Annotated in this window: 21 protein-coding genes; 15 read left to right on the top strand and 6 right to left on the bottom strand. The window is 51.9% G+C overall.

Features of this window, described 5'->3' with window-relative positions:
• Positions 1-13: 13 nt before the first annotated feature.
• From mzrA to J1781_RS19520, 4 genes are all read right to left on the bottom strand, one after another.
• Positions 14-397 (bottom strand): EnvZ/OmpR regulon moderator MzrA, encoded by a 384-nt coding sequence (mzrA, locus tag J1781_RS19535; RefSeq protein ID WP_217157840.1) that lies wholly within the window; start codon positions 395-397, stop codon positions 14-16.
• Positions 397-1,077, bottom strand: coding sequence for a DedA family protein (locus tag J1781_RS19530; protein WP_129954688.1), 681 nt, complete (start codon positions 1,075-1,077; stop codon positions 397-399). The genes mzrA and J1781_RS19530 overlap by 1 nt, the downstream gene beginning before the upstream one ends.
• Before the next feature lie 382 nt (positions 1,078-1,459).
• Positions 1,460-2,236, bottom strand: a complete 777-nt coding sequence (gene exuR / locus J1781_RS19525; RefSeq protein WP_129954687.1) for a transcriptional regulator ExuR — start codon at positions 2,234-2,236, stop codon at positions 1,460-1,462.
• Positions 2,237-2,425: 189 nt separating this feature from the next.
• The gene (locus tag J1781_RS19520; protein WP_129954686.1) at positions 2,426-3,718 is read right to left on the bottom strand and encodes an MFS transporter; all 1,293 of its coding nucleotides are present in this window, start codon (positions 3,716-3,718) and stop codon (positions 2,426-2,428) included.
• A 969-nt stretch (positions 3,719-4,687) separates the two neighbouring features.
• On the opposite strand from J1781_RS19520, the gene uxaC reads away from it, so the two are divergent.
• The 15 genes from uxaC to J1781_RS19445 all read left to right on the top strand — a co-directional run bounded on the left by uxaC (position 4,688) and on the right by J1781_RS19445 (position 22,961).
• A complete protein-coding gene (gene uxaC / locus J1781_RS19515) occupies positions 4,688-6,100 on the top strand; it encodes a glucuronate isomerase (protein ID WP_129954685.1) in 1,413 nt (470 codons plus the stop codon).
• Positions 6,101-6,257: 157 nt separating this feature from the next.
• Entirely contained in the window at positions 6,258-7,709 is a 1,452-nt protein-coding gene (locus J1781_RS19510; RefSeq protein WP_217138185.1) for a tagaturonate reductase, read from the top strand.
• Between the two features lie 10 nt (positions 7,710-7,719).
• Positions 7,720-9,210, top strand: coding sequence for a UxaA family hydrolase (locus J1781_RS19505; RefSeq protein WP_129954683.1), 1,491 nt, complete (start codon positions 7,720-7,722; stop codon positions 9,208-9,210).
• Between the two features lie 96 nt (positions 9,211-9,306).
• Positions 9,307-9,861, top strand: a complete 555-nt coding sequence (locus J1781_RS19500) for a YgjV family protein (RefSeq protein WP_129954682.1) — start codon at positions 9,307-9,309, stop codon at positions 9,859-9,861.
• A 182-nt stretch (positions 9,862-10,043) separates the two neighbouring features.
• Entirely contained in the window at positions 10,044-11,723 is a 1,680-nt protein-coding gene (locus J1781_RS19495) for an alpha-amylase family glycosyl hydrolase (protein WP_217234042.1), read from the top strand.
• A gap of 105 nt (positions 11,724-11,828) precedes the next feature.
• On the top strand, positions 11,829-13,121 hold the full coding sequence (locus tag J1781_RS19490; RefSeq protein WP_217157861.1) for an ABC transporter substrate-binding protein: 1,293 nt from the start codon (positions 11,829-11,831) through the stop codon (positions 13,119-13,121).
• Between the two features lie 30 nt (positions 13,122-13,151).
• Positions 13,152-14,033, top strand: coding sequence for a carbohydrate ABC transporter permease (locus tag J1781_RS19485; RefSeq protein ID WP_129954679.1), 882 nt, complete (start codon positions 13,152-13,154; stop codon positions 14,031-14,033).
• Positions 14,020-14,865: a carbohydrate ABC transporter permease gene (locus J1781_RS19480; RefSeq protein ID WP_129954678.1), complete on the top strand. Its 846-nt coding sequence runs from the start codon at positions 14,020-14,022 to the stop codon at positions 14,863-14,865. The genes J1781_RS19485 and J1781_RS19480 overlap by 14 nt, the downstream gene beginning before the upstream one ends.
• 43 nt (positions 14,866-14,908) lie before the next feature.
• Positions 14,909-15,961, top strand: coding sequence for a D-guloside 3-dehydrogenase (locus J1781_RS19475; RefSeq protein WP_217234041.1), 1,053 nt, complete (start codon positions 14,909-14,911; stop codon positions 15,959-15,961).
• A gap of 12 nt (positions 15,962-15,973) precedes the next feature.
• A complete protein-coding gene (locus J1781_RS19470; RefSeq protein ID WP_217234039.1) occupies positions 15,974-16,765 on the top strand; it encodes a sugar phosphate isomerase/epimerase family protein in 792 nt (263 codons plus the stop codon).
• Positions 16,766-16,780: 15 nt separating this feature from the next.
• On the top strand, positions 16,781-17,839 hold the full coding sequence (locus tag J1781_RS19465; RefSeq protein WP_217234038.1) for a Gfo/Idh/MocA family protein: 1,059 nt from the start codon (positions 16,781-16,783) through the stop codon (positions 17,837-17,839).
• On the top strand, positions 17,836-20,082 hold the full coding sequence (locus J1781_RS19460) for a glycoside hydrolase family 65 protein (RefSeq protein WP_217234037.1): 2,247 nt from the start codon (positions 17,836-17,838) through the stop codon (positions 20,080-20,082). Before J1781_RS19465 ends, J1781_RS19460 begins: the two co-directional genes overlap by 4 nt.
• A complete protein-coding gene (pgmB, locus tag J1781_RS19455) occupies positions 20,072-20,755 on the top strand; it encodes a beta-phosphoglucomutase (RefSeq protein ID WP_217234036.1) in 684 nt (227 codons plus the stop codon). Before J1781_RS19460 ends, pgmB begins: the two co-directional genes overlap by 11 nt.
• A gap of 9 nt (positions 20,756-20,764) precedes the next feature.
• Positions 20,765-21,853 carry an ABC transporter ATP-binding protein gene (locus tag J1781_RS19450; RefSeq protein ID WP_217234035.1) on the top strand — a complete coding sequence of 363 codons (1,089 nt, stop codon included), beginning with the start codon at positions 20,765-20,767 and terminating at the stop codon, positions 21,851-21,853.
• Positions 21,854-21,950: 97 nt separating this feature from the next.
• Positions 21,951-22,961: an OmpG family monomeric porin gene (locus tag J1781_RS19445; RefSeq protein ID WP_217234034.1), complete on the top strand. Its 1,011-nt coding sequence runs from the start codon at positions 21,951-21,953 to the stop codon at positions 22,959-22,961.
• Positions 22,962-23,006: 45 nt separating this feature from the next.
• On the opposite strand, the gene J1781_RS19440 is transcribed toward J1781_RS19445, so the two are convergent.
• Together J1781_RS19440 and J1781_RS19435 are read right to left on the bottom strand one after the other, a co-directional pair.
• Positions 23,007-24,038, bottom strand: coding sequence for a LacI family DNA-binding transcriptional regulator (locus J1781_RS19440; protein ID WP_217220002.1), 1,032 nt, complete (start codon positions 24,036-24,038; stop codon positions 23,007-23,009).
• A gap of 99 nt (positions 24,039-24,137) precedes the next feature.
• Entirely contained in the window at positions 24,138-24,869 is a 732-nt protein-coding gene (locus J1781_RS19435) for a proteasome-type protease (RefSeq protein WP_129954670.1), read from the bottom strand.
• Positions 24,870-24,882: the final 13 nt, after the last annotated feature.

Genomic DNA, 24,882 nt, shown 5'->3' with positions numbered 1-24,882 from the left:
CCTGCGCGTTTTCTTATCCAAATTTGATGCGGTCAAGATCCCGTTTAGCCATCCAGGTTTTATCATGCGGAGGTTCGTAGTACCGGATGATGAATCCGGCTGGCAAAATGTCCTGTAATACGGTTTCGGCCATTTTGCGTTGTGAGGCGGTGTCCAGTTGCACCACCAAAGCATCATCCAGTGGCGTAATGCTTTTAATATGGATACCGTGCTGGCTTAGCCCCTGGTATACATAAAAACCATCAGGTAAGGAGATGCCCGCTCTGGCGGGGCGGATTTGCAGCGCGCCGGCCGGTGCCGGCAGACGTGATACTGCCAGCCCGATCATAGCGGCGGCGGCCAGCAGTATGAGCAGCACAGGCCAGATAAATGAACGTTTGAACAATCTGCGCTTCATTATGCGTTCTTGCCTTTGTTCTGTCGGTCTGCATGTTTTTTGCGCCACAACACGACAATCGAACCGACCAGGCCACCGACCAGCAGCAGGACAGGGAGCAGCATCAGGCAGTTCATCACCTGATCTTCGTACTTCAGGAACAGCGGGGTTTTACCGAGGAAATACCCCAGCGAGGTCAGGATCAGGATCCACAACAACCCGCTGGCCCAGTTGAAAAACTGGAAACGGCTGTTGCTCAGGCCTGACAGCCCGGCAATGGTTGGCAGCAGTGTACGTACAAAGGCCAGAAAACGCCCGACTAACAAGGCGGAAAGACCGTGTTTATGGAAAAGTGCGTGCGCACGTTCATGATAATGCACAGGTAAATGGGCCAGCCAGCTTTGTACTATTCGGGTGTTGCCCAGCCATTTTCCCTGAGCGTAACTCAGCCAGCAACCGAGGCTGGCCGCACTGGTCAGCAGGAAAATGGTGAGGGGGAAATTCATGGCATCTTTGGCGATCAACACGCCCACCAGGATCAGCAGGCTGTCGCCCGGCAAAAAAGCCGCAGGCAACAAACCGTTTTCCAGAAAAATAATCATGAATAAAATCAGGTACAACGCCCAGACTAATTGCGGATTAGCCAGGGTTTTATAATCTTGCTGCCAGAGGGCATCGATAAGCGAACTGATAATTTCCATCGGTGTAGTAAAACTCCATCATTTTCAGTGGGTCAGCGAAAGACATCAGCGGAGAATTCGTCTCGACGCTGCCTGTTTTACTGATAAGGTCGCCTTTTCCCTGGCGGGCTTCTGGTCATGAGTTCTTCGGGGATTTACGCGTCCCGGCGCCTGTTTAACCGGGCCTGAACGGGTAAAAAAAGTGGTCTAACTGTAACAAAATAACAATAACTCAGACAGGTAAATATAGCGTGTTGAGACCGATCATTTAAGTCTGAAGCACATTATGGAAAAGGGTTTTACATTGACTGACACTACTCGACAGTGCCTGACAGGATTGACGGGGAGAAAGCAGAAGCTGGAAAAAGGCAGGTTGGGGGAATTAACCTGCCTTAAGGGGAATTTATTTAGTATTCAGTAACGGCGGATCGAGATGAACAACCGGGTTTTCTGAATAAAGATAACGGTCTACGTTGAACTCGAAATCATCGCTGGTGGCGCGGAAAAGCATTTGTTTGGTATTTTCCAGATGCTGCCACATCGCCAGTTTGGCGGCGTGCGGATCACGGCGGATCAAGGCTTTCAAAATCAGATCATGTTCTTCACACCAGCTCTCAATAGACTTCTCATCGATGTGCTCATGCAGTTTGCGCCAGTACGGGTTATGCAAACGCTGGCTCCACATCTTTTCCACGATAGTCGCCAGGGCATTATTCTGCGTGGCCTGTGCCACCTGCACGTGGAATTTTAAATCCCATTCGGAATCGCGGAAGCGGTCTTCCTGGCGCGCATGCTCCTGAATCTCCATCAAACGCATGATGTCTTGCTTTGTGACCTGCGTGGCGGCGAATTCAGCGATGTTACTTTCAATCAACTGACGTGCCTGTAACAGCTCAAACGGACCGGCGGTACCAAACTCGCTGCCACAATCGGTCACCACAAGGTGGCGCTGTTGATTGGACATCACATGAATTCCCGACCCTTTACGGACTTCTACATAACCTTCAACTTCCAGCATGATAATCGCTTCACGCACGACCGTGCGGCTGACATCCATTTCATCGGAAATCAGACGTTCGGCGGGCAGCTTCTCGCCAACCGGATATAAGCCTGTTTCGATGCGTTCCTTGAGCGTGGCAGCCAGTTGTTGATAGAGGCGTCTGGTGTCTGTGGATTCCATATGAGTGCTCTTTAAAGTAGTGAAACCTGTAAGAAGTGAGTGTCGGACAGACCTGTAAATTTATTATACCAGTGCCAGTATACGTTTTACGAAAGGTTGATGCACCGTACATTGGACAGAAAGGCACCGCAGAAAGGGCAGAAAAAGCAAAGCCCGGTAAAGATACTTACCGGGCTGACAAACAAGAACTCAGGCTTTCGCGGTTTTCAGCGGAGCCGGGACAGGTTCTACAGCAGAACGGTTCTGCAAGACTGTCCAGATGATGATGGCACCAAGCAGGTCGAAGACAGCAAGGGCCGCAAACAGCGGGCTGAAACCGATGGTATCGGCCAGCGCACCGACCACCAGAGCAAACATGGTGCTTGCCATCCAGGCTGCCATCCCGGTCAGACCGTTGGCGGTAGCCACTTCGTTACGACCGAACACGTCAGAAGACAGAGTGATCAGCGCACCGGACAGTGACTGGTGAGCAAAACCACCTACACACAATAAAGCGATAGCGGCGTAAGGGCTGGTGAACAGGCCAATCATGCCAGGGCCAATCATCAGAACCGCCCCCATGGTCACGACCAGCTTACGGGAAACGATCAGGTTAACTTTGAAGTACTTCTGGAATAACGGTGGCAGATAGCCGCCCAGGATACAACCGAGGTCTGCAAACAGCATCGGCATCCAGGCAAACATCGCGATTTCTTTCAGGTTAAAGCCATACACTTTGAACATAAACAGCGGGATCCAGGCATTGAACGTCCCCCAGGCAGGTTCCGCCAGGAAACGTGGCAGCGCGATGCCCCAGAACTGGCGGTTACGCAGGATCTGCCAGGCAGACATTTTCTTGCCGTTGTTGGTCTGATGCTGTGCTTCCTGACCTTCCAGAATGTAATTACGTTCCTCAGTGCTGAGTTTCTTCTGATCTTTAGGATGCTTGTAGAAGACCAGCCAGCTCAGCGCCCAGATCAGGCTCAGTGCACCGGTAATGATGAAGGCCAGTTGCCAGCTGTGCATCACGATACACCAGACGACCAGTGGCGGCGCAATCATCCCGCCGATTGATGAACCGACGTTGAAGTAACCTACGGCGATAGAACGCTCTTTGGCCGGGAACCATTCACTGCTGGCTTTCAGGCCGGCAGGGATCATCGCGGCTTCAGCCATACCGACGGCACCGCGGGCGATAGCCAGGCCACCCCAACTGCTCGCCAGCGCGGTCGCCATACAGAAGACTGCCCACATGATGGCGAACATGGCATAGCCTACTTTGGTGCCCATGACGTCGAGAACGTAACCGGCGACCGGCTGCATCAGGGTATAGCAGGCAGAATAGGCGGCGATGATGTATGAATATTGCTGTGTGGTGATGTTTAACTGGCTCATCAGCGTTGGCGCTGCGGCTGCAATGGCGTTACGTGTCAAATAACCTAATACAGTGCCGCATGTCACCAGGGCGATCATGTACCAGCGTAACCCTTTAATCTTACCCATTTAACTCTCTCCCAGTAAATAATCCGGCGATGACAACATCAGGCTGTCAGGGCGCATTTCGCACCACCTGAACAAGCGTGGGGTTCTGGCTTCCTTAAAGTATTTTCGGGAACGTGGCCGCCAGATGATTTCACTGGGAGCTGCCCGTGTTATTACGCACTGCGTTATTGTTATCTGTGCGTAAGTGTCCGATGAACGTCCTGAACACCAGAATTACTGCTTCGCCAGGGATGACTGCACCCGGGAAGTGTTTTGCCCGGGCAACAGCGAAGGGACGTGGCAGGTAATCTCTGACGCTCTTGTCCGGGCGATGCAAAGATAACTTGTCATACAGATTTAAAATTTGAATGACATCACAAAACCACATTTATATTGTGTGGTTACGTAAGTTTTTTAACTACAGACTTATTTACTTGATTTTACAATGAAAGTGGCCTTTCGCATGATCAGCTTCACACTTTTAGAACCATCAGTAACAATGACAATCTGATTATCGAAACGTAATTGGTGTAACAACTTTACGAAACGATCACATTTAAAACGCACAGTTAATGAACGACCTTATTTGTTCATTTATGAGAGATAATCCGTACGACAAATGAGCATCCGGTCGCCGGAGCCTTACGTGATGGTGCTCCGCTGTGGCACGGGCGGGGGCAGGCTGAAGGGAAAGGTGTAATTAAAGAAACACCGAACTTTTATTACATTGGGCATCAATTAACTTGTCATACAGATTTAAAGTTTGAGTGACATCACAAAATGACACTCTGATTGTGAGGATAATAAGCACCAGTACCTGATGGCGATAAAGCCATTGTTTTACAGAGAATTAGTTTGTTTTTTTGGAATGAAATCAGGCGGTTTAGCGGCTTTTGTCCGTTAAAAAGTACTGGACGATAGCTTAAATTGGTGTGATAACTTCGCACCATTGAGTGATAACTCTACAGAATTGATGATGAGGAACTTAAGATGGCGCAGTTTTTAACGGAAGACTTCCTTCTCGACACTGAATTCGCACGTCGCCTGTATCATGACTACGCGAAAGATGAGCCCATTTTTGACTACCACTGCCATTTGCCGCCTGAGCTGATTGCGCAGGACTACAAATTCAAAAACCTGTATGACATTTGGCTGAAAGGCGATCACTACAAATGGCGCGCAATGCGTACCAACGGTGTGCCTGAACGTATGTGTACGGGTGATGCCAGCGACCGCGAAAAATTTGACGCCTGGGCGGCAACCGTTCCTCACACTATCGGTAACCCGCTTTATCACTGGACTCACCTTGAGCTGCGCCGTCCGTTTGGCATCACCGGTAAACTGCTTTCGCCGTCTACCGCAGGCGAAATCTGGGAACGTGGTAATGAATTGCTGGCGCAGGATGCATTTTCTGCCCGCGGCATTATGAAACAGATGAACGTGAAAATGGTCGGTACCACGGATGATCCTATCGATTCACTGGAACATCATAAAGCTGTCGCCCTGGATTCCGCTTTTGATATCAAAGTGCTGCCAAGCTGGCGCCCGGACAAAGCTTTCAACATCGAAGCGGCAACCTTTGTGGATTACATGAAGAAACTGGAAGCTGCCGCTGATGTGTCCATTACCCGTTTCAGCGATCTCCGCGATGCCCTGAAAAAACGTATGGATCACTTCGCGGCCCACGGTTGCAAAGTGTCAGACCATGCGCTGGATGTGGTGGTTTATGGTGAAGCGGATGACGCAACGCTGGATGGCATTCTGGCCCGTCGTCTGAGTGGTGAAACGCCAACTGCACAAGAAATTGCTCAGTTCAAAACCGGCGTTCTTCTGTACCTGGCGTCTGAATATCAACGTCGTGAATGGGTACAGCAATATCACATTGGCGCGCTGCGTAATAACAATACCCGTATGTTCCAGCTGATTGGCGCAGACGTCGGTTTTGACTCGATTAACGACCAGCCGCTGGCTGAACCGTTGTCTAAATTACTGGGCGCACAAGGTCTGGCCGGTGGCCTGCCAAAAACTATCCTGTATTGCCTGAACCCGCGTGATAACGAAGTGATCGGCACCATGGTCGGTAACTTCCAGGGGGAAGGGATGCCGGGCAAAATGCAGTTCGGTTCCGGCTGGTGGTTTAACGACCAGAAAGACGGTATGCAACGTCAGATGACGCAGCTGGCTAACCTGGGCTTACTCAGCCGTTTCGTTGGCATGCTGACCGACAGCCGCAGTTTCCTGTCTTATACGCGTCATGAGTACTTCCGCCGCATTCTGTGCCAGATGATCGGTCGCTGGGTGGAAGATGGCGAAGCACCGGCAGACATCGAACTGCTGGGCAGCATGGTAAAAAACATCTGCTTCGATAATGCGAAACAGTATTTCCAGATTGAACTGAATTGATCTGCAGGAACTGAGCAGTACGACGGAGCGCAGGTTCCTGCGCTCCTGAAAATAAATACTTAAATAACAAACAACTATCCCAATAGACAACGACGGCCACGGGGCAATTTTCCCGCCCTCAAAGACCGGAGTCTGAGCAAATTAAGGTGAATGTGAGATGCAAAGGTTAAATCGCCGTGACTTCCCTGGCCGTCAACATCCGGACAAAATTATTCAGTTCGGTGAAGGTAATTTCCTGCGGGCGTTTGTCGACTGGCAAATCGACCTGCTGAACGAACATACCGATCTGGATGCCGGGATCGTAGTGGTTCGTCCGATTGACACCGACTTCCCGCCTTCACTCAGCACGCAGGATGGCCTGTATACCACCATCATCAGCGGCCTGAACGAACAAGGGCAAACGGTGCGTGATACCCGGATCATCCGCTCCGTTAACCGTGAAATTAATATCTACCATCAGTTTGATGAGTATCTGGCGCTGGCCCGCGATCCGAATATCCGCTTCGTGTTCTCTAACACCACTGAAGCGGGTATCAGCTATGTGGAAAGTGACCGTCTGGACGATACGCCTCCGGCCAGCTTCCCGGCCAAACTGACCCGGTTACTGTTCGAACGTTTCACACATTTCTCCGGTGCGGCTGATAAAGGCTGGGTTCTGCTGCCCTGTGAACTGATCGACTACAACGGTGAAGCATTGCAGGAACTGGTGCTGCGTTACGCACAACAGTGGGCGTTGCCAGCGGCATTTACTCAGTGGCTGGAAAGCAGCAACACCTTCTGTTCAACGCTGGTTGACCGCATCGTCACCGGTTATCCGCGCAGTGAAGTTGACAGCCTGCAGGAAGAACTGGGCTATCAGGACAGTTTCTTCGACAGCGCCGAACACTTCTATCTGTTCGTGATCCAGGGGCCAAAAAGTCTCGCTCAGGAACTGCGTCTGGACAAACTGCCGCTGAATATCCGCCTGGTTGACGACATCAAACCGTATAAAGAACGCAAAGTGGCGATCCTTAACGGCGCGCACACTGCACTGGTGCCTGTGGCCTTCCTGTCAGGGCTGAATACCGTGGGCGAATCGATGAATGATGCGCAAATCAGCCGCTTTGTCGAACTGGCGATCGCCGAGGAAATCTCTCCGGTGCTGGATTTGCCGCAGGATGAACTGACGTCCTTTGCTCAGGCGGTACTCAGCCGTTTCCGCAACCCGTTCATCCAGCATCAGTTGCTGTCGATTGCCCTGAACGGTATGACCAAATACCGCACCCGCATTCTGCCGCAACTGCTGGCGAGCCAGGAAAAGAATCAGCTCCTGCCGCCGCGCCTGACGTTTGCGCTGGCAGCATTGCTGGCGTTTTATCGTGGCGAACGTAACGGTGAAATTTATCCGCTGCAGGACGATGCACACTGGCTGAGCCGCTTCTCCGAACTTTGGGGCAACGTGCGCAACGGCAGCCTGCCGCTGGCCGGGCTGGTCGAGACCGTGCTGGCGGATGAAGAACACTGGGGACGTGATCTGAATACCGTGCCGGGTCTGACGGCAAAAGTGACCGAACAATTGCAGTCAATTGAAGACCGTGGCATGCGCGATGCGTTGGCGGCTTACAGCTAAGAGAGCAACTATGCAAAGTATCATTCAAATCCATACCGCTGATAACGTCGCCGTTGCTTTGCGCGATATCGACGCGGGTGAGCAGGTCGAAGCAGGCGGTTACACCGTGGTGTTGCCTCAGCCTGTTGCACGTGGTCATAAGTTTGCTCTGCGCCCGATTGCGGCGGGGGAAAACATCGTGAAATACGGTCTGCCGATCGGGCATGCGCTGACGGCGATTGAACCAGGTGTGCATATCCATTCGCAAAACGGCAAAACTAACCTGAGCGATCTGGACGAATATCAGTATCAGCCGGACTTCGCCAGCCTGCCGGAACAAATGGCGGATCGCGATGTGCAGATCTTTCGCCGCAAAAACGGACAGGTGGGGATCCGTAACGAACTGTGGCTGATCCCGACCGTCGGTTGCGTCAACGGTATCGCGCGTCAGATCCAGTCACGTTTCCTTAAAGAGACCAATGATGCGGAAGGCACCGATGGTGTTTACCTGTTCACGCATCCGTTTGGTTGTTCACAACTGGGCGATGACCATGTGAACACCCGTACGATGCTGCAAAACATGGTACGCCATCCGAACGCCGGTGCGGTGCTGGTGATCGGCCTCGGTTGTGAAAACAATCAGGTGGACGTATTCCGTGAAACGCTGGGCGAAGTCGATGAAGAGCGTGTGCGTTTCATGACGCTGCAAAAATTTGACGACGAAGTGGAAGCGGGTCTGGAACGTCTGCGCGAATTGTATGCCGTAATGCGTGACGACAAACGTGTGCCCGGTAAACTCAGCGAATTGAAATTCGGGCTGGAATGTGGCGGCTCTGATGGCTTGTCGGGTATCACGGCTAACCCGCTGCTGGGGCGTTTCTCTGATTATGTGATCGCCAACGGTGGTACTTCCGTGCTGACAGAAGTGCCTGAAATGTTTGGCGCAGAACGGATCCTGATGAGCCGTTGCCGCGATGAAAGTACGTTTGAGAAAACCGTTCACATGGTGAACGATTTCAAACAATACTTCATCGAACATAATCAGCCGATTTATGAGAACCCGTCTCCGGGTAACAAAGCCGGGGGGATCACCACGCTGGAAGAAAAATCGCTGGGTTGTACCCAAAAAGCGGGCCAAAGCCCGGTGGTGGACGTACTCAAATACGGCGAACGCCTGACTATGCCTGGGCTGAATCTGCTCAGTGCGCCAGGCAACGACGCCGTCGCCACCAGTGCGCTGGCCGGTGCAGGCTGTCATATGGTGCTGTTCAGTACCGGACGCGGCACGCCTTACGGCGGCTTTGTGCCGACAGTGAAACTGGCCACCAACAGTGAACTGGCAGCAAAAAAACCGCACTGGATCGATTTTGATGCCGGACGCCTGATCCACGATGTCAGTATGGATCAGTTGCTGGGTGAATTTGTGGATCTGATCGTTGCGATCGCTGATGGCCGCAAAGCCAAAAACGAACTTAATGATTTCCGCGAATTAGCCATCTTTAAAAGCGGTGTCACATTGTAACAATTCAGTTTTCTCGTTAGAATGAAACGGCGTTTCAATTATGAAGCGCCGTTTGCTTTTGCAGCGTAAGCATTTCACGTATGAGACGCCTGACAAATGACGTATTACTGGTTTGCCCAGTCAGTGGGTGTTGTGGCCTTTATGGTTGGCATCACAATGTTTTTCAACCGCAGCGACCGCCGCTTTAAACAACAACTTTCTGCCTACAGCGCGATTATTGGCGTGCATTTTCTGATGATGGGGGCTGCCCCTGCAGGCATGAGCGCCTTACTCAATTCCCTGCGCACACTGATTTCCCTGCGTACCCGTAATCAGTGGATTATGGTGATTTTCATCGTTCTGACGCTGGTGCTCGGGCTAAGCCGTGCCCACCACTGGGTGGAACTCTTGCCCGTCGGCGCGACCGTGGTCAGTACCTGGGCACTGTTCCGTACCAGCGGACTGACAACCCGCTGCATTATGTGGTGCTCTACGTGTTGCTGGGTAGCGCACAACATCTGGCTTGGCTCGATTGGTGGCTCACTGATTGAAGGCAGTTTTCTGTTGATGAACGGATTTAACATCATCCGTTTCCGTCGCCTGCAACTGCGTGGTATCGACCCGTTTGAGGTCGAGAAGAAGATCGTTGAGAAGATGGATAAGCAGGGATAATCCCTGCTTTTTTATCCTTTATTCGTTTATCCTCTTTATTTTGAATCTGCTCACAGATTGCAATAATAATTCTCTTTTTCTCCCTGTATTGATTCTTCCGGCCTGTTTGCCTCGTTGACAACTTCCGGACGCAGGAGTAGTTTCCTTTTCTGTGGGAGCGGTCCCACGGAAAAGGAAGAATCATGGACGCTATTAAGGGATTACTGAAAGACATATATGCCGGGAAACTGTCACCGGTATTTTTAGATGATCTGTTTACACGTATTGAAGTTGCCAGAAATGAAATGGCCTATACTGCCAAACAGGGATGGGATGAAAAAGATGTGGTATTGATCACCTACGCAGATCAGTTCACAAACAAACAAGAAAAAACACTCTCCGTATTTGATTATTTTTATCAGCGTCATCTGGCGGATATTTTTAATATTGTGCATCTTCTGCCATTTTATCCTTATTCGTCGGATGATGGTTTCTCCGTAATTGATTATCAGCAAGTCAGTCCGGTGGCGGGGGACTGGGAAGATGTTCGCAAGCTTGGATTATCTTCACGGCTGATGTTTGATTATGTGTGCAATCATATTTCCGCCAGCAGTGAATGGTTTAGACAATTTCTGGCGGGTAATCCGAAATACGAAAACTATTTTATTAGCCTGAACGGGGATAGTGATTTATCTGGCGTGACCCGCCCCCGACAGTCGCCGCTGTTAACCGCGTTCCGTTGTGAAAATGGCGAAACCCGCCATGTCTGGACCACCTTCAGCGCGGATCAGATCGACCTGAATTTTGCGCATCCTGACGTGTTGCGCGATATGCTGGACGTGTTGCTGAAATACCTCGCAGAAGGCGCTGAGTATGTGCGTCTCGATGCGGTCGGCTACATGTGGAAAGAACCCGGCACCTCCTGTATTCATCTGCACAAAACGCACTTACTGGTGAAGTTATTCCGCGCTGTGGTGGATTATGTTTCCCCCGGCACCGTGATTATTACCGAAACTAACGTGCCGCATCAGGACAACATCAGTTACTTCGGTAACGGGTATGATGAAGCGCAGATGGTCTATCAGTTCCCGCTGCCACCACTGGTTCTGCATGCCATACACTGTGAAAATGGCGAAACGCTGAAACGCTGGGCCGCCGGTCTGGATGCCTGTACTCCCGCCACTACCTTCTTTAATTTTCTTGCTTCACATGATGGCATTGGCCTCAATCCGTTGCGGGGATTACTGCCGGAACCGGAAATCCTCAGGCTGGTGGAGGCGCTGCAACAGGAAGGCGCACGGGTGTCGTATAAAAATAATCCGGATGGCAGCACCAGTCCGTATGAAATCAACGTCACCTATATGGATGCGCTGAACCGGCAGGCGGACGGTGATGATATCCGTTTGCAGCGCTTCATGCTGGCGCACGCCATTTTGCTGGCGTTCCCCGGTGTTCCTGCGGTGTATATTCAAAGTATTCTCGGTTCACGTAACGATATTCATGGCGCAGAAATCGCCGGGCATAACCGGGCAATTAACCGGCAAAAATATGATGTCACTGAAATTGAAAAGATATTGTCGAAACCTGATTCATTACGTGCACGGGTATTTTGCGAACTGAAAAAATTAATCGCCTGCCGGACTGAACAAACGGCATTTCATCCTTGTGCGCCGATGCGTGTCATTGAATGTCATGAAAGTGTGTTTGCTTTTACCCGGGGGCAGGGTAACGAAGAAATAGTTTGCCTGTTCAACCTTTCCGCAACACCTGTTCAGATAAATTTCCCTTCGGGGAGTTATCAGGTTTTACCTGGCCATCTCTCTTTGGAATGCCACGGAGAAATAACATTAAAGGCTTACCAATATATCTGGTTGTGTCATTAAAGAAGTCGTTATTTAAATGCTTAATAGCCTAAGGGTTTGATATTTCACAGGCCAGTGATTTCGGCTGGCTATAAATTAGAAAAGGAAATCTTCATGAATATAAAAATGAAAAGAAAATATATCCTTATAGCCCCGTTAGTCTTATCCGTATTATGTTTATCGGCCTGTGAGGATGTTAAAGAGCAACAAGTTACCATTGAGTTTATGCATTCTTCGGTCGAGCAGGAACGTCAGGTGGTGATTAATCAGCTGATCGCGCAATTTGAACAGGAAAATCCGCAGATCACCATTAAACCGGTGCCGGTAGAAGAAGACGCCTACAACACTAAAGTGATTACGCTGGCCCGTACCGGCGCACTGCCGGCCGTTATCGAAGTCAGTCACGATTACGCCAAAGTGATGGATCAGGAACAACTGATTGACCGTGATGCCATCAGGCAGGTGATCGACGGCATCGGTGCAGACCAGTTTTATCCCGGCGTATTACGCATCGTGCGCACGGAAGAGGGCCAGCACTATACCGGCGTTCCGATCCACGGCTGGATACAGGGGATCTGGTACAACAAATCACAACTGTCAGAGGCCGGATTTTCCGCGCCGCAAAACTGGCAGGATATCACCCGCATTGCCACGGCATTTAATCAGCCCGCCCGGAAAAAATACGGCATCGCCTTACCGACTGCTGAAAGTGTCCTGACCGAACAGGCTTTCTCGCAGTTTGCGCTTTCCAATAATGCCAACGTCTTTGATGCACAGGGGCAAATCACGGTGAATACGCCGGAAATGCAACAGGCGCTGGCCTATTACCGTCAGCTCGCCACCTTCTCCATGCCCGGCTCCAATGATGTCATGGAAATCAAAGATGCCTTTATGAACGGCACGGTGCCAATGGCAATTTACTCCACTTATATTCTTCCGGCGGTATACAGCGAAGGCAAAGCTGACGATCTCGGGTTTGCCGTGCCGACCGAAAAATCCAAAGCTGTTTACGGCACCATCACCTCACTGACCATTTCTAACGGGCTGGATACGCCTGAACGTGAAGCTGCCAAACAGTGGGTGAGCTTCCTCGAAAAACCGGATAACGCCACGGCGTGGGTGCTGATGTCGCCGGGTGCCGCGTTACCGGTGACCAAAGGCGTGACCGGTAACGCCACCTGGCAAAACAACCCGGTGATTAAGGCATTTGGCACGCTGCCACAAATGCTGGTGAACGAGTTTGCTAACGTGCAGGTCTTCGGTTCCGTTGGGGAGAAAAACTTCGCGGCAATGGGCGATATCACAGGCTCCGCAGTACTCAGCGAAATGCTCAATAGCGTGACCGTCGGGAAGAAGGATCCGCAGCAGTCGCTGGCGGAAGGGCAAAAGCGTATCGAAACACTGATGCAAAAACGCTAAACGCAGGAGCCTGAACTCTCAGGGAAGATGATGAAATTACGTAAATTTAACCATTCTGACGGTCGGTTTGCGCTGCTCCTGCTCGCCCCTAGCATCCTTTTGCTGGGGCTGCTGGTGGCGTATCCGATGCTGTCGAATATTCAGATCAGTTTTCTGCAAATCCCGCTGAATCCGCGTCTCGATAACCGGTTTGTCGGGCTGGATAACTACCTCAGCATTCTCAGTGACCCGGGCTTTTATCATTCGCTGTGGGTGACATTCTGGTACACCGCGCTGGTCGTCGCGGGCAGCACCGGGCTGGGGCTGGGCGTCGCGCTGTTTTTTAACCGTCAGTTCCGCTTTCGCAAAACGGCGCGTTCGCTGGTGATATTGTCCTACGTCACGCCTTCCATTTCGCTGGTATTCGCCTGGAAATACATGTTCAACAATGGCTACGGCATTGTGAATGTGATCGGGGCTGACATGTTGCACCTGTTCAGAGATGCCCCGCTGTGGTTCGACAACCCGGTCAGTAGTTTTATTCTGGTGGTGTTGTTCGCCATCTGGCGCTACTTCCCCTATGCCTTTATCTCATTTCTGGCGATTTTGCAGACCGTCGATAAATCCTTGTACGAAGCCGCAGGTATGGACGGTGCCAATGCCTGGCAGAAATTCCGCATCGTCACGCTGCCCGCCATCATGCCGGTACTGGCAACGGTGGTCACGCTGCGCGCGATCTGGATGTTCTACATGTTTGCTGACGTCTATCTGCTGACCAACAAGGTCAATATTCTGGGCGTGTATCTCTATAAAACCGCCTTTGCTTTTAATGATTTAGGCAAAGCCGCTGCCATATCCATGGTGCTGTTTGCCCTGATCTTTATCGTGATTCTTCTTGCCAGAAAACGGGTGAATATCAATGGCAGCAACTAACCGCAAGATCCTGCGCAAAGCGGGCTTTTATGTCAGCCTGCTGATTTTTCTGGGGGTGATGTTATTTCCTTTTTTCATCATGCTGATGACCTCGTTCAAAAGCAGCAAAGAGGCGATTTCCCGCCATCCGACGCTGTTCCCGCAGGCGTGGGATTTCCACCATTACGTGGACATTTTCAACCCGCAGATTTTCCCGTTCCTCAGTTATTTTAAAAACAGCCTGACCGTGTCGGTGCTGGCCTCTGTGATCGCCGTGTTTTTCGGCATCCTTGGCGCTTATGCGTTGTCGCGGCTGCGTTTTAAAGGGCGCGTCACCATCAATGCCAGCTTTTATACCGTCTACATGTTTTCCGGCATTTTGCTGGTGGTACCGCTGTTTAAAATCATATCGGCACTGGGACTCTACGACACCACGACTGCACTGGTGATCACCATGGTGGTCCAGACGTTACCGACTGCGGTGTTTATGCTGAAAAGTTACTTCGACACCATTCCTCACGATATTGAAGAAGCGGCAATGATGGACGGCCTCAACCGGCTGCAAATCATTTTCTACATCACCGTGCCGCTGGCGATCTCGGGCATCATTTCGGTATTTGTGTACTGTTTTATGGTGGCGTGGAATGACTATCTCTTCGCCTCTATTTTCCTTTCCAGCTCGGCCAATTTCACCCTGCCTGTCGGCCTGAACACGCTGTTCAGTACACCGGATTATGTCTGGGGAAGAATGATGGCCGCCTCGCTGGTGACCGCGCTGCCGGTGGTGCTGATGTATGCACTGTCTGAGCGCTTTATCAAAGGCAATCTTACCGACGGCGGCGTAAAAGGCTGACGTAACCCATTAAATTTACTGATGAAAGATGAAGGAATATCCGATGAAAAAACTGGTCGCAACCCAGCCGCGCGTGGCTGAACTGATGGATTATGCGGACCGCCCGGTCGCGGCGCATGAAGTCAAAATTCGCGTGAAATTTGGCGCACCGAAACACGGCACCGAAGTGGTAGATTTTCGCGGCGTCAGCCCGTTTATCGACGAAGAATTTTCTGCTGAATGGGGCATGTTTGTGCCGCGTCCGGCAGATGCGCCGCGGGGTATTGTGTTCGGCGACTTCCAGCTCGGCAACATGGTGGTGGGCACCGTCTGCGAAAGGGGCGACGAGGTGACGGATTACGCGTTGGGTGATGATGTCTGTACCTACGGACCGCTGAGCGAAACGGTGATCGTCAACGCCGTGAACAATTACAAATTACGCAAAATGCCCGCCGGTGCCTCATGGAAAAACGCTGTCTGTTATGACCCGGCACAGTTTGCCATGAGCGGTGTGCGCGACGGCAATGTCCGCGTAGGGGATTTCGTGGTGATTGTCGGGCTGGGTGCCATCGGGCAAATTGCGGTGCAACTGGCGAAAAAGGCCGGTGCGAGCATCGTGATTGGCGTTGATCCGCTGGAAAAACGCGGGGAGATTGCACTGAAAAACGGCGCGGATGCGGTGTTTAATCCGATCGGCACTGACATCGGACTGGAAATTAAAAAGCTCACCGGCAAGCTGGGTGCTGACGTCATTATCGAAACCAGCGGCAACGCCCAGGCGTTGCAGGCGGCGCTGCGCGGCATCGCTTACGGCGGCACTATATCTTATGTCGCCTTTGCCAAACCTTTCGCCGAAGGCTTTAACCTCGGGCGGGAAGCCCACTTCAACAACGCCAAAATCATCTTTTCCCGCGCATGTAGCGAACCCAATCCTGACTATCCCCGCTGGAGCCGTAAACGCATCGAAGACGCCTGCTGGGAACTGCTGATGAACGGCTACCTGAACTGTGAAGACCTGATCGACCCGGTGGTCACGTTCAGCAACAGCGCGGAAAGCTACATGAAATACGTCGATCAACATCCTGATCAGAGCATCAAACTCGGCATCACTTTCTAAAAGGACTTAGACATGAAAATCGGTACACAAAATCAGGCGTTCTTCCCGGAAAATATTCTGGAGAAATTCAAATTTATCAAGGCAATGGGTTTCGACGGCTTTGAGATCGACGGTAAATTGCTGGTGAACCATCTTGACGACGTGAAAGCCGCCATTGCTGAAACCGGCCTGCCGGTGATCACTGCCTGCGGCGGCTATGAGGGTTGGATCGGCGATTTCATTGAAGAGCGTCGTCTGAACGGGGTGCAGCAAATCACGGCGATTCTGGAAGCGCTTTCGCAGGCCGGCGGTAAAGGGATCATCGTGCCCGCCGCCTGGGGCATGTTTACCTACCGCCTGCCGCCGATGACCTCGCCGCGCAGTCAGGCGGGCGACCGTCTGGCAGTCAGCTCATCCCTGCGGGAGCTGGAAAATGTGGCCAGACGCACCGGCACTACGGTGTATCTGGAGCCGCTGAACCGCTATCAGGATCACATGATAAACACGTTGGCAGAGGCACGCCGTTATATCGAAGAAGGCGCGCTTGAGCACGTCAAAATCATCGGCGACTTTTACCATATGAACATTGAGGAGGACTGCCTCAGCGCTGCATTCCATCAGCAACGTGATCTGCTCGGCCACGTCCACATTGCTGACAATCACCGTTACCAGCCTGGCAGCGGCAGTATTGATTTTGGTCGCGCATTTCAGCAACTGAAAGAAGATGGTTACGACGGCTATATCGTCTTCGAATGCCGTGTGCGGGCAGAAAATCCGGCACAGGCTTATCAGGATTCACTGACCTATCTTCGCAATTTACTCTGACGGACAGGCCGCAAAATGGAATTTATAACGAGTACGGCAGGAACGCTGAAAGTGGCGCTGGTCGGTGCCGGTCAGGTGGCGGAAAAGGTCCATGCGGCCTGTTACCGCCAGCTTCCGGGGCTTGAGCTGGTGGCTGTCGTGGACTGCGATAGGGCGCGCGCCCAGGCATTTGCAGAGCGTAACGGTATCGCCCGCGCCTGTACCTCGCTGGAAGAAATGCTGGAGGCTGAACATCCCGATATCGTCAGCATTTGTACGCCCAACCTTTTCCATCATCAGCAGGTGATCACGGCATTGCAGCACGGCTGTCATGTGTTCTGTGAAAAACCGCCAGCTATGAGCGCCGCACAGGCGCTGGAAATGTGGCAGGCAGCAGAACAGGCCGGACGGTTACTGGCCTATGATTTTCACCACCGTTTCGCCGAAGATGCACGCATTTTACGCGCAAAAGTCACAGCCGGTGAACTGGGTGAGGTCTATGTCACCACCGCACGGGCACTACGCCGCTGCGGTGTGCCCGGCTGGGGAAATTTTACGGATAAAACGCAGTCCGGCGGCGGACCGCTGATCGACATCGGCATTCATATGCTGGATGCCGCCCTGTACGTGCTCGGTTTTCCGGCGGTACGCAAGGTGACCGCACAGATGTTTCAGAAAATCGGCAACCGTAAAAGTGAAGGGCAGTTCGGACGCTGGGATCCGCAGCAATACAGCGTGGAAGATTCGGTATTTGCCGCTATTGAGTTTTGCGATGGCGGATTGCTGCGTCTGGAAACTTCGTTTGCGCTGAACATACAGCCGCAATCGGTCATGAACGTTGAGTTTTGCGGTGATAAAGCCGGTGCCACGCTGTTTCCTGTACAGGTATATACCGATGAAAAGGGCGAACTGGTGAGGTTATTCCACCGGGACGTTGCTGACGATCAACGCCATGCACGCAGCGTTCAGGCATTTGTCGGGGCAGTGCGCGGAGACAGGGCAGATGTTGCAAATGCTGAACAGGGATACCGGGTCCAGCAACTGGTGGCGGCAATCTATGCGTCGGCAGAGTCGGGAGAGAGTGTGTATTTATGATCCAGCCTCAGATCCTGCCCGAAGCACCGTTTTCACCCCATCGCCTGAATAAGTACGCGAGCCTGCATGCCTGTGGCAATGGCCGGATTGGCATCCGTGGCTGTCACGAGGAAGCCTATACCGACCAGCAGCGGGGCATGTTTGTCGCGGGTTTTTATCACCGCGCGAATGCGACGGAAGTCACCGAACTGGTCAATCTGCCGGATATTACCGGCATGCGTATTGAGCTGAACGGCGAAAGTTTATCGTTGCTTTCCGGCACCCTGATTGCCTATCAGCGCGAACTGCGCACCATGAACGGCGAGCTTTACCGCGAACTGGTGTGGCAGTCGCCCGCCGGGCAGCGGTTCAAAATCGAAACCCGTCGTTTTGTGGCGCTTTCTCCGCTGATGCTGGTGGCGAGCCGTTTAACGGTCACCGCACTGGATACTGACGCGCATCTGTGCGTCAGTACCGGCATGGATGCCACGCAGACCAACAGCGGCAGACAGCATCTGAACGAGCGCTCAGTGCGGGTTTTCGATCAAAACGTTTTACAGGGTTGGTATGAGACCACAGACGGCCAGCAGCAGGCGGTCATCACCAGCCAGTGCCTGTTTCCCGCCCGCGCCAGCAGCAGTTTTTCGGCGAAAAACCGTCAGTTATTACAACATATCGGCCTGCCGTTATCTGCCGGTGAAGCGGTCACGCTGGAGAAATTCAGCTGGATTGCCACATCGCTCGATGCGGACTTCCTGCCTGAAAACACCTTCGCTGCACGCTGCCTGGAGGCCCTGCTGGCACACGCGCAGCAAGGTTACGGACAACTGCTGATGGAAAATACCCGTCACTGGCAGCATTACTGGCAGGCATCGCGGGTCTGCGTGGCGTCAGATCATCCACAGGATCAGCGTGCACTGGATTTTGCGCTTTATCACCTGAAGCTGATGATCCCGGCGCATGATGCGCGTGCCAGTGTGGCGGCGAAAGGACTGACCGGCGAAGGCTATAAAGGGCATGTATTCTGGGATACCGAAATATTTATCCTGCCTTTTGCGCTGCTGAATGCGCCCGGACAGGCGCGAAAACTGCTGGAATACCGCTATCGGAATCTGGTGCAGGCGCAGGAGAAAGCCAGGTGTAACGGCTATCAGGGGGCGTTGTTCCCGTGGGAAAGTGCGTTCAGCGGGAAAGAGGAAACGCCGGAATTCGCGGCGATCAATATCCGTACCGGTCAGCGGCAACGGGTGGCATCAGCGTTAGCTGAGCATCATCTGGTGGCGGATATCGCCTATGCCACGGTGGGCTATTTTCAGGCCACGCGCGACGCTGAATTTATGCAACAAATGGGGCTGGCGTTGCTGAAAGAGACAGCCCTGTTCTGGATGAGCCGCACTGAACGGCGTGGGGACCGGTGGGTAATTCTCAACGTCATCGGGCCGGATGAATATACCGAACATATTGATAATAATGCGTTTACCAATTATATGGCGCAGTACAACGTCCGGGAAGCCTGCCGGTATTTGCAGGCATTTAATCACCAGGATGCTGCATTTTTCACACAGGCGGAAGATTTCCTGACGCACCTGTACCTGCCGCAGCCCGATGCGCAGGGTGTGATCGCGCAGGATGATTCCTTTCTCAGCAAACCTCAGTGCGACCTGACTCCCTATAAATCCCGGCAGGGTACACAGGCCATTTTGCTGGACTATTCCCGTGCAGAAATCAACGAGATGCAGATCCTCAAACAGGCCGATGTGGTCATGCTCATGCAACTGCTGCCCGCGCAGTTCACGCCACAATGCCAGGCCGCCAATCTCCGTTTTTATGAACCGCGTACGATTCATGATTCTTCGCTGAGCAAATCGGTGCATGCGATTGTTGCCGCCCGGACCGGGCAAACAGCGCTGGCATTGCAGTTTTACCGCGAGGCGTGCCGCATCGATCTGGGCGAGGAACCTCACTCTTCAGACGACGGTATTCATGCGGCAGCCACAGCCGCTATCTGGACGGGCGCAGTAATGGGTTTTGCCGGGCTGGATTATCAGTCAGGCGAACTGCATTTCCGGCCATCGCTGCCGCAGGGCTGGACGCGGTTACAGTTTCCCCTTTGCTGGCGTGGAACGCGCCTGACAGTGTCTCTCGAACGACAGCAATTTACCCTCAGCAAAACGGATGCTCAGCCGCTGAAGGTCTGGATCAACGGCCTCTCTCACACATTTACGGAAAGCCTCGTTCTGAAAGGATCTCATGATGAAAACTGAACCCCTGCCGCGAGCCGTGATCTTTGACCTTGATGGCGTGGTAGTTGATACCGCGCACCTGCATTTTATCGCCTGGCAACGGCTGGCGCAGCGTATCGGCATCTCAATCGACACGGCGTTTAATGAGCAACTCAAAGGCGTCAGTCGTCAGGCATCGTTGTTGAAAATTCTCGCTGCTGCCGGACAAACCGGAACTTTTACGCAGGCAGACATTGACGCAATGGCAGCGGAGAAAAATGCAGATTATGTCGGATTACTCACCGGCCTGACGACGGCGGACATTTTGCCGGGGATCTGTGAATTGCTGCTCACATTGCGTGAACAGGGCGTGCTCATTGGTCTGGCGTCCGTTTCACAAAATGCCCCGCAGGTGCTCAGGGCGTTAGGTCTGGAAGGGGCTTTCGATTATGTCGCGGATACCCGCCGGATTGCGAATTCCAAACCGCATCCTGAAATTTTCCTCAACGTCTGTGAGGCGCTGAATATTGCGCCGCAGCATGCCGTGGGGATCGAAGATGCCCAGGCGGGGATTGATGCATTACGTGCCGGAGGGATTTTTTCCATCGGCATTGGCACCACGCTGGAAGGAGCCGATTACCGTCTGGATTCTACCGGCGGGCTGACGTGGGCCGTCATCAGGCAACAATGGTTGCGCCATCAGGCTGACATTTAAGGAAAAATTATGGCTCAGATTTCACTGCAACATATTCAGAAAATTTATGACAAGCAGGTTCACGTGGTGAAGGATTTCAATCTGGAAATCGCAGATAAGGAATTTATCGTGTTTGTCGGCCCGTCCGGCTGCGGAAAATCCACGACCCTGCGCATGATCGCGGGGCTGGAGGAAATATCTTCCGGCGATCTGCTGATCGACGGCGTGCGGATGAACGACGTCGCGCCGAAAGATCGCGAGATCGCCATGGTATTTCAGAACTATGCGCTGTATCCGCATATGTCGGTGTACGACAACATGGCGTTTGGCCTGAAGCTGAGAAAAATTGCGCCGGAGGAAATCAGCCAGCGGGTGAAATATGCGGCGCAGATCCTCGGGCTGAATGAGTACCTGGCGCGACGTCCGGGGGCATTATCCGGCGGCCAGCGTCAGCGGGTTGCGCTCGGGCGTGCCATTGTGCGGGATGCCAAAGTCTTTTTAATGGACGAACCGCTGTCGAATCTTGATGCCAAGCTGCGGGTACAGATGCGTGCTGAAATCAGCAAGCTGCATCATAAACTCAATACGACAATGATTTATGTCACTCATGATCAGACCGAAGCCATGACCATGGCAACGCGGATTGTGGTCATGAAAGACGGCGTTATCCAGCAGGTTGGCGCGCCTAAGACGGTCTATAACCATCCGCAAAATATGTTTGTGGCCGGTTTTATTGGTTCTCCGGCGATGAACTTTATCCGCGGCGCGCTGGATGGTGACTTTTTCGTGACGGAAAGCCTGCGTATTCCGGTGTCTGAAGACAAACTGGCGATACTGAATACGCAGGGTTATCAGCGTAAACCGCTGGTACTCGGTATCCGACCTGAGGATATTGCCGGTGCGGAGCAGCAGAGTGCACATTTTGATGCGCGAATTACAGTGGCTGAACTGACCGGTGCAGAATTTATGTTGTATTGCTCGGTTGGCGGTCATGAGTTTGTTTGCCGTTCAAACGCGAATACCGATTATCAGGCCGGGCAATTATTACCCCTGCGCTTTGATATAAATAAATGTCATTTCTTTGATGGTGACACAGAGCAAGTGATTGCCGCAGATTAATAATCCATTTCACTAACATGTATAAATAATACGAATTTTAAAAGAGGTTAGCTGTTTTTAATATCCATCCGTCCCTACTGTAAAAGGAATTATTATAATGAAAATAAAAGTAGCAGCCGCATTAATTTGTGGCGCATTTTGCTCGTCTGCATTTTCTGCAGAGAGCGAAAGTATTAATAAAAATGAAGATCATAACTCACCGGAAATGCTGACACCGGTACCGATCGGCAACGCAGCGTTACCTGCCGAACCCTGGCAGGTGCAGATCGGTGCCATGCAGGAAACTGAGAACACAGAAGGTCAGGGCGATAAAGACGGCGCTTATGAACCCACGGTATTTGTTAACTTCAGCAAAGGAAAGTGGAACTTATACGGCGCGTTTTATCAGGAAGATCATAATGTTGATTATTCCCAAAACACACGCAGCGACTGGTTTAATCAGGTTGAATTCGATGCGCATTATCAGTTTGCCGATAATGCAGATTATGCACTGGGGCTGATGCTCGGTTTCAGGAACTACCAGTGGCAATATAATGAAGATAAGAAGAAAGAGGGCAGTTCTTATAATACCCAGCGTTATACCATTCAGCCAGACTGGTCGGTTTCACTCAGTCCCACGTTGAAATATAACGGCTGGATGGCGTTGTATAATTATTATAATAGTATGGATGATAATGGCTATCTGAATAAAGAGCTTGAAGGTGAGACGGGTTTGAAATACAGCTTCACCGACGATATCGCAATGCAGGTCAGTTATTATTTAGATCGCGGATGGAATACCGGTGACAGCCAGCGTGGCGAATTCGCCAAACAGGAGGCGCGTATCTATTTGCCGGTGAGTGTCGATCTGTTCTCCGGCGGGAAAACCGTGCTTACACCTTATGCCCGCCGGACGCTGGATACCTATTATTACAATGATGACCGCGCAGAGCGTGAGGGCGAAACTGATACGCGATTCGGGCTGTTAATCAATCAGCCTTTACCTAACGGTTTTGCCATCTCACTGGAATATGCCTACGAATTGCAGCTGCACGATAATACCGATGCCAGCGCCAATGCGAAGACCAAATTCCATTATACCGGTGTCGGGATCACCTATTCTTTCTGATACACCTCATCACCCGACCGGAAGCTGTTTTTCCGGTCGGGTTTTTTATTTTCTGGCCGCGAGCGGTATGGCGGAATGATTCACCACCAATTGGGTCGGCACCAGCGTGCGGGAGTGAGTGCCGGGGCGGTTAAAAATTTTATCGAATAATAAACCGCAACCCTGACAGCCTAACTCGCGGATAGGAATTTCAATGCCAGTTAGCCCCGGAGAAAGGAGGGGGGAAATATTGTCACTGCTGTAACCGGTGATGGAAATTTCGTCGGGGATGATCTTTTTCTGTTCATGGGCCGCACGGTAAATGCTCATGACTTTCACAGCATCGGTGGCGAAAACGGCTGTCGGCGGACGGGCACATTGCAATAATGTTGTCGCCGCCAGATAGGCACTTTCTGTGGTATAACCGCCGTCAATCATCAGGTCGGGTTGCACGGGCAGACCGGCATCCTGCATGGCGCGCTTATATCCCGCAAGACGATCAATGGATACGTGGTAATCAAGCGGCGCGTGCAGGCAGGCAATATCCTGGTGACCGAGCGAAATAAGATGTTCTGTCAGCCGGTAGCTGTCCTGAAAATTATCGGTATCGACGGAGAAAACGTGCTGATACGTTCCTTCAATATTGCCAATCACCATCACCGGTACCTGACAATTATCCAGTTGCTCCAGGATGTATTCATCGGCAGGCGAACTGAGCATTATCACGCCTTTCACCATTTTTTCAGTTATTTTCGCGACACACTTTTGCAAATCTTCTTCGCTATTTTTGGATGTTTGCAAAATAACATCAAAACCCTCTTCTTCAGCTCTCAGGGCAATGGATTGCAATATTTCGGAGAAGAAAGGGTTACCGGCGGTGGTTTTGGTCGAACGAGTGGAAATCACCAGAATCGCATCAAAACCTTTGGACGTCAGCGCCCGCGCAAGTTTACTTGGTTGATAATTCAGTGTGCGGATGGCATCCAGCACGCGCTCCCGGGCATCTGGCGAAATATTGGTCTGGTTGGTGATAACTCTGGAAACGGTAGACTTGGACACTTTTGCCAGACGGGCAATATCATAAATAGTGACTGCCACAATATATGCACCTCAAATATCCGTATTAAGGACGGGATAGGGATAATACGGGGCAGGTCTGAGGTTGTCCATTTTCCCCAGACCCGATGTGGCGGTTTGTTACTCGTCTAATTTCAGCGGCGGCAACTGCGCAAAAATACTCAGCAGGCCTTCGCCCCAGCCTTTGCGGATCATGTCGAAATACGGATGTGTTTCGGTGATCCGGTGCTGTTGCGCAGCGTTGAAACTGTCTGTCGGATAGGTCATCACATCCAGTGGCAGGCCGACGGAAAGATTGCTGCGTAATGTGGAATCCATCGAAATCAGCGCACATTGCATGGCCTGATCCAGCGCGGTGTCGTAACTCAGTACGCGATCGATAATCGGTTTGCCGTACTTACTTTCACCAATCTGGAAATACGGCGTGTCGTGCGTGGCTTCGATGAAATTCCCCTGCGGATAAATGTGGAACAGCCGCTGGCCCTCCCCCTTAATCTGGCCACCGAGCAACAGGTTGCAGCTGAAATCCGTGTTGCCGCCCTGGTTTGCGCCGCTGTCACGCGCAATCACTTCACGCACCGTTTCACCCAGCAGGCTGGCGGCATCGTAGAGCGATTTCACGTTCAGCAGATTTTCCCGCTCATCATCTACACAGCGGCGATGCAGCAGACTGATAATACTCTGTGTGGTCGCCAGATTTCCGGCGCTCTGAATCACCAGCACGCGTTCATCGCTTTGATGAAAAACATGCAGCTTACGGAAGGTGGAAATATGGTCCACTCCGGCATTGGTGCGTGAATCTGAAACAAACACCAGGCCAGAGGACAAGCGCATGGCCACACAGTAAGTCATAAAAATGTTTCCT

This window comes from Rahnella perminowiae (assembly GCF_019049695.1).
GTDB classification, from domain to species: Bacteria; Pseudomonadota; Gammaproteobacteria; order Enterobacterales; family Enterobacteriaceae; genus Rahnella; species Rahnella perminowiae.
This window is presented reverse-complemented; position numbering and strand designations above follow the sequence as displayed.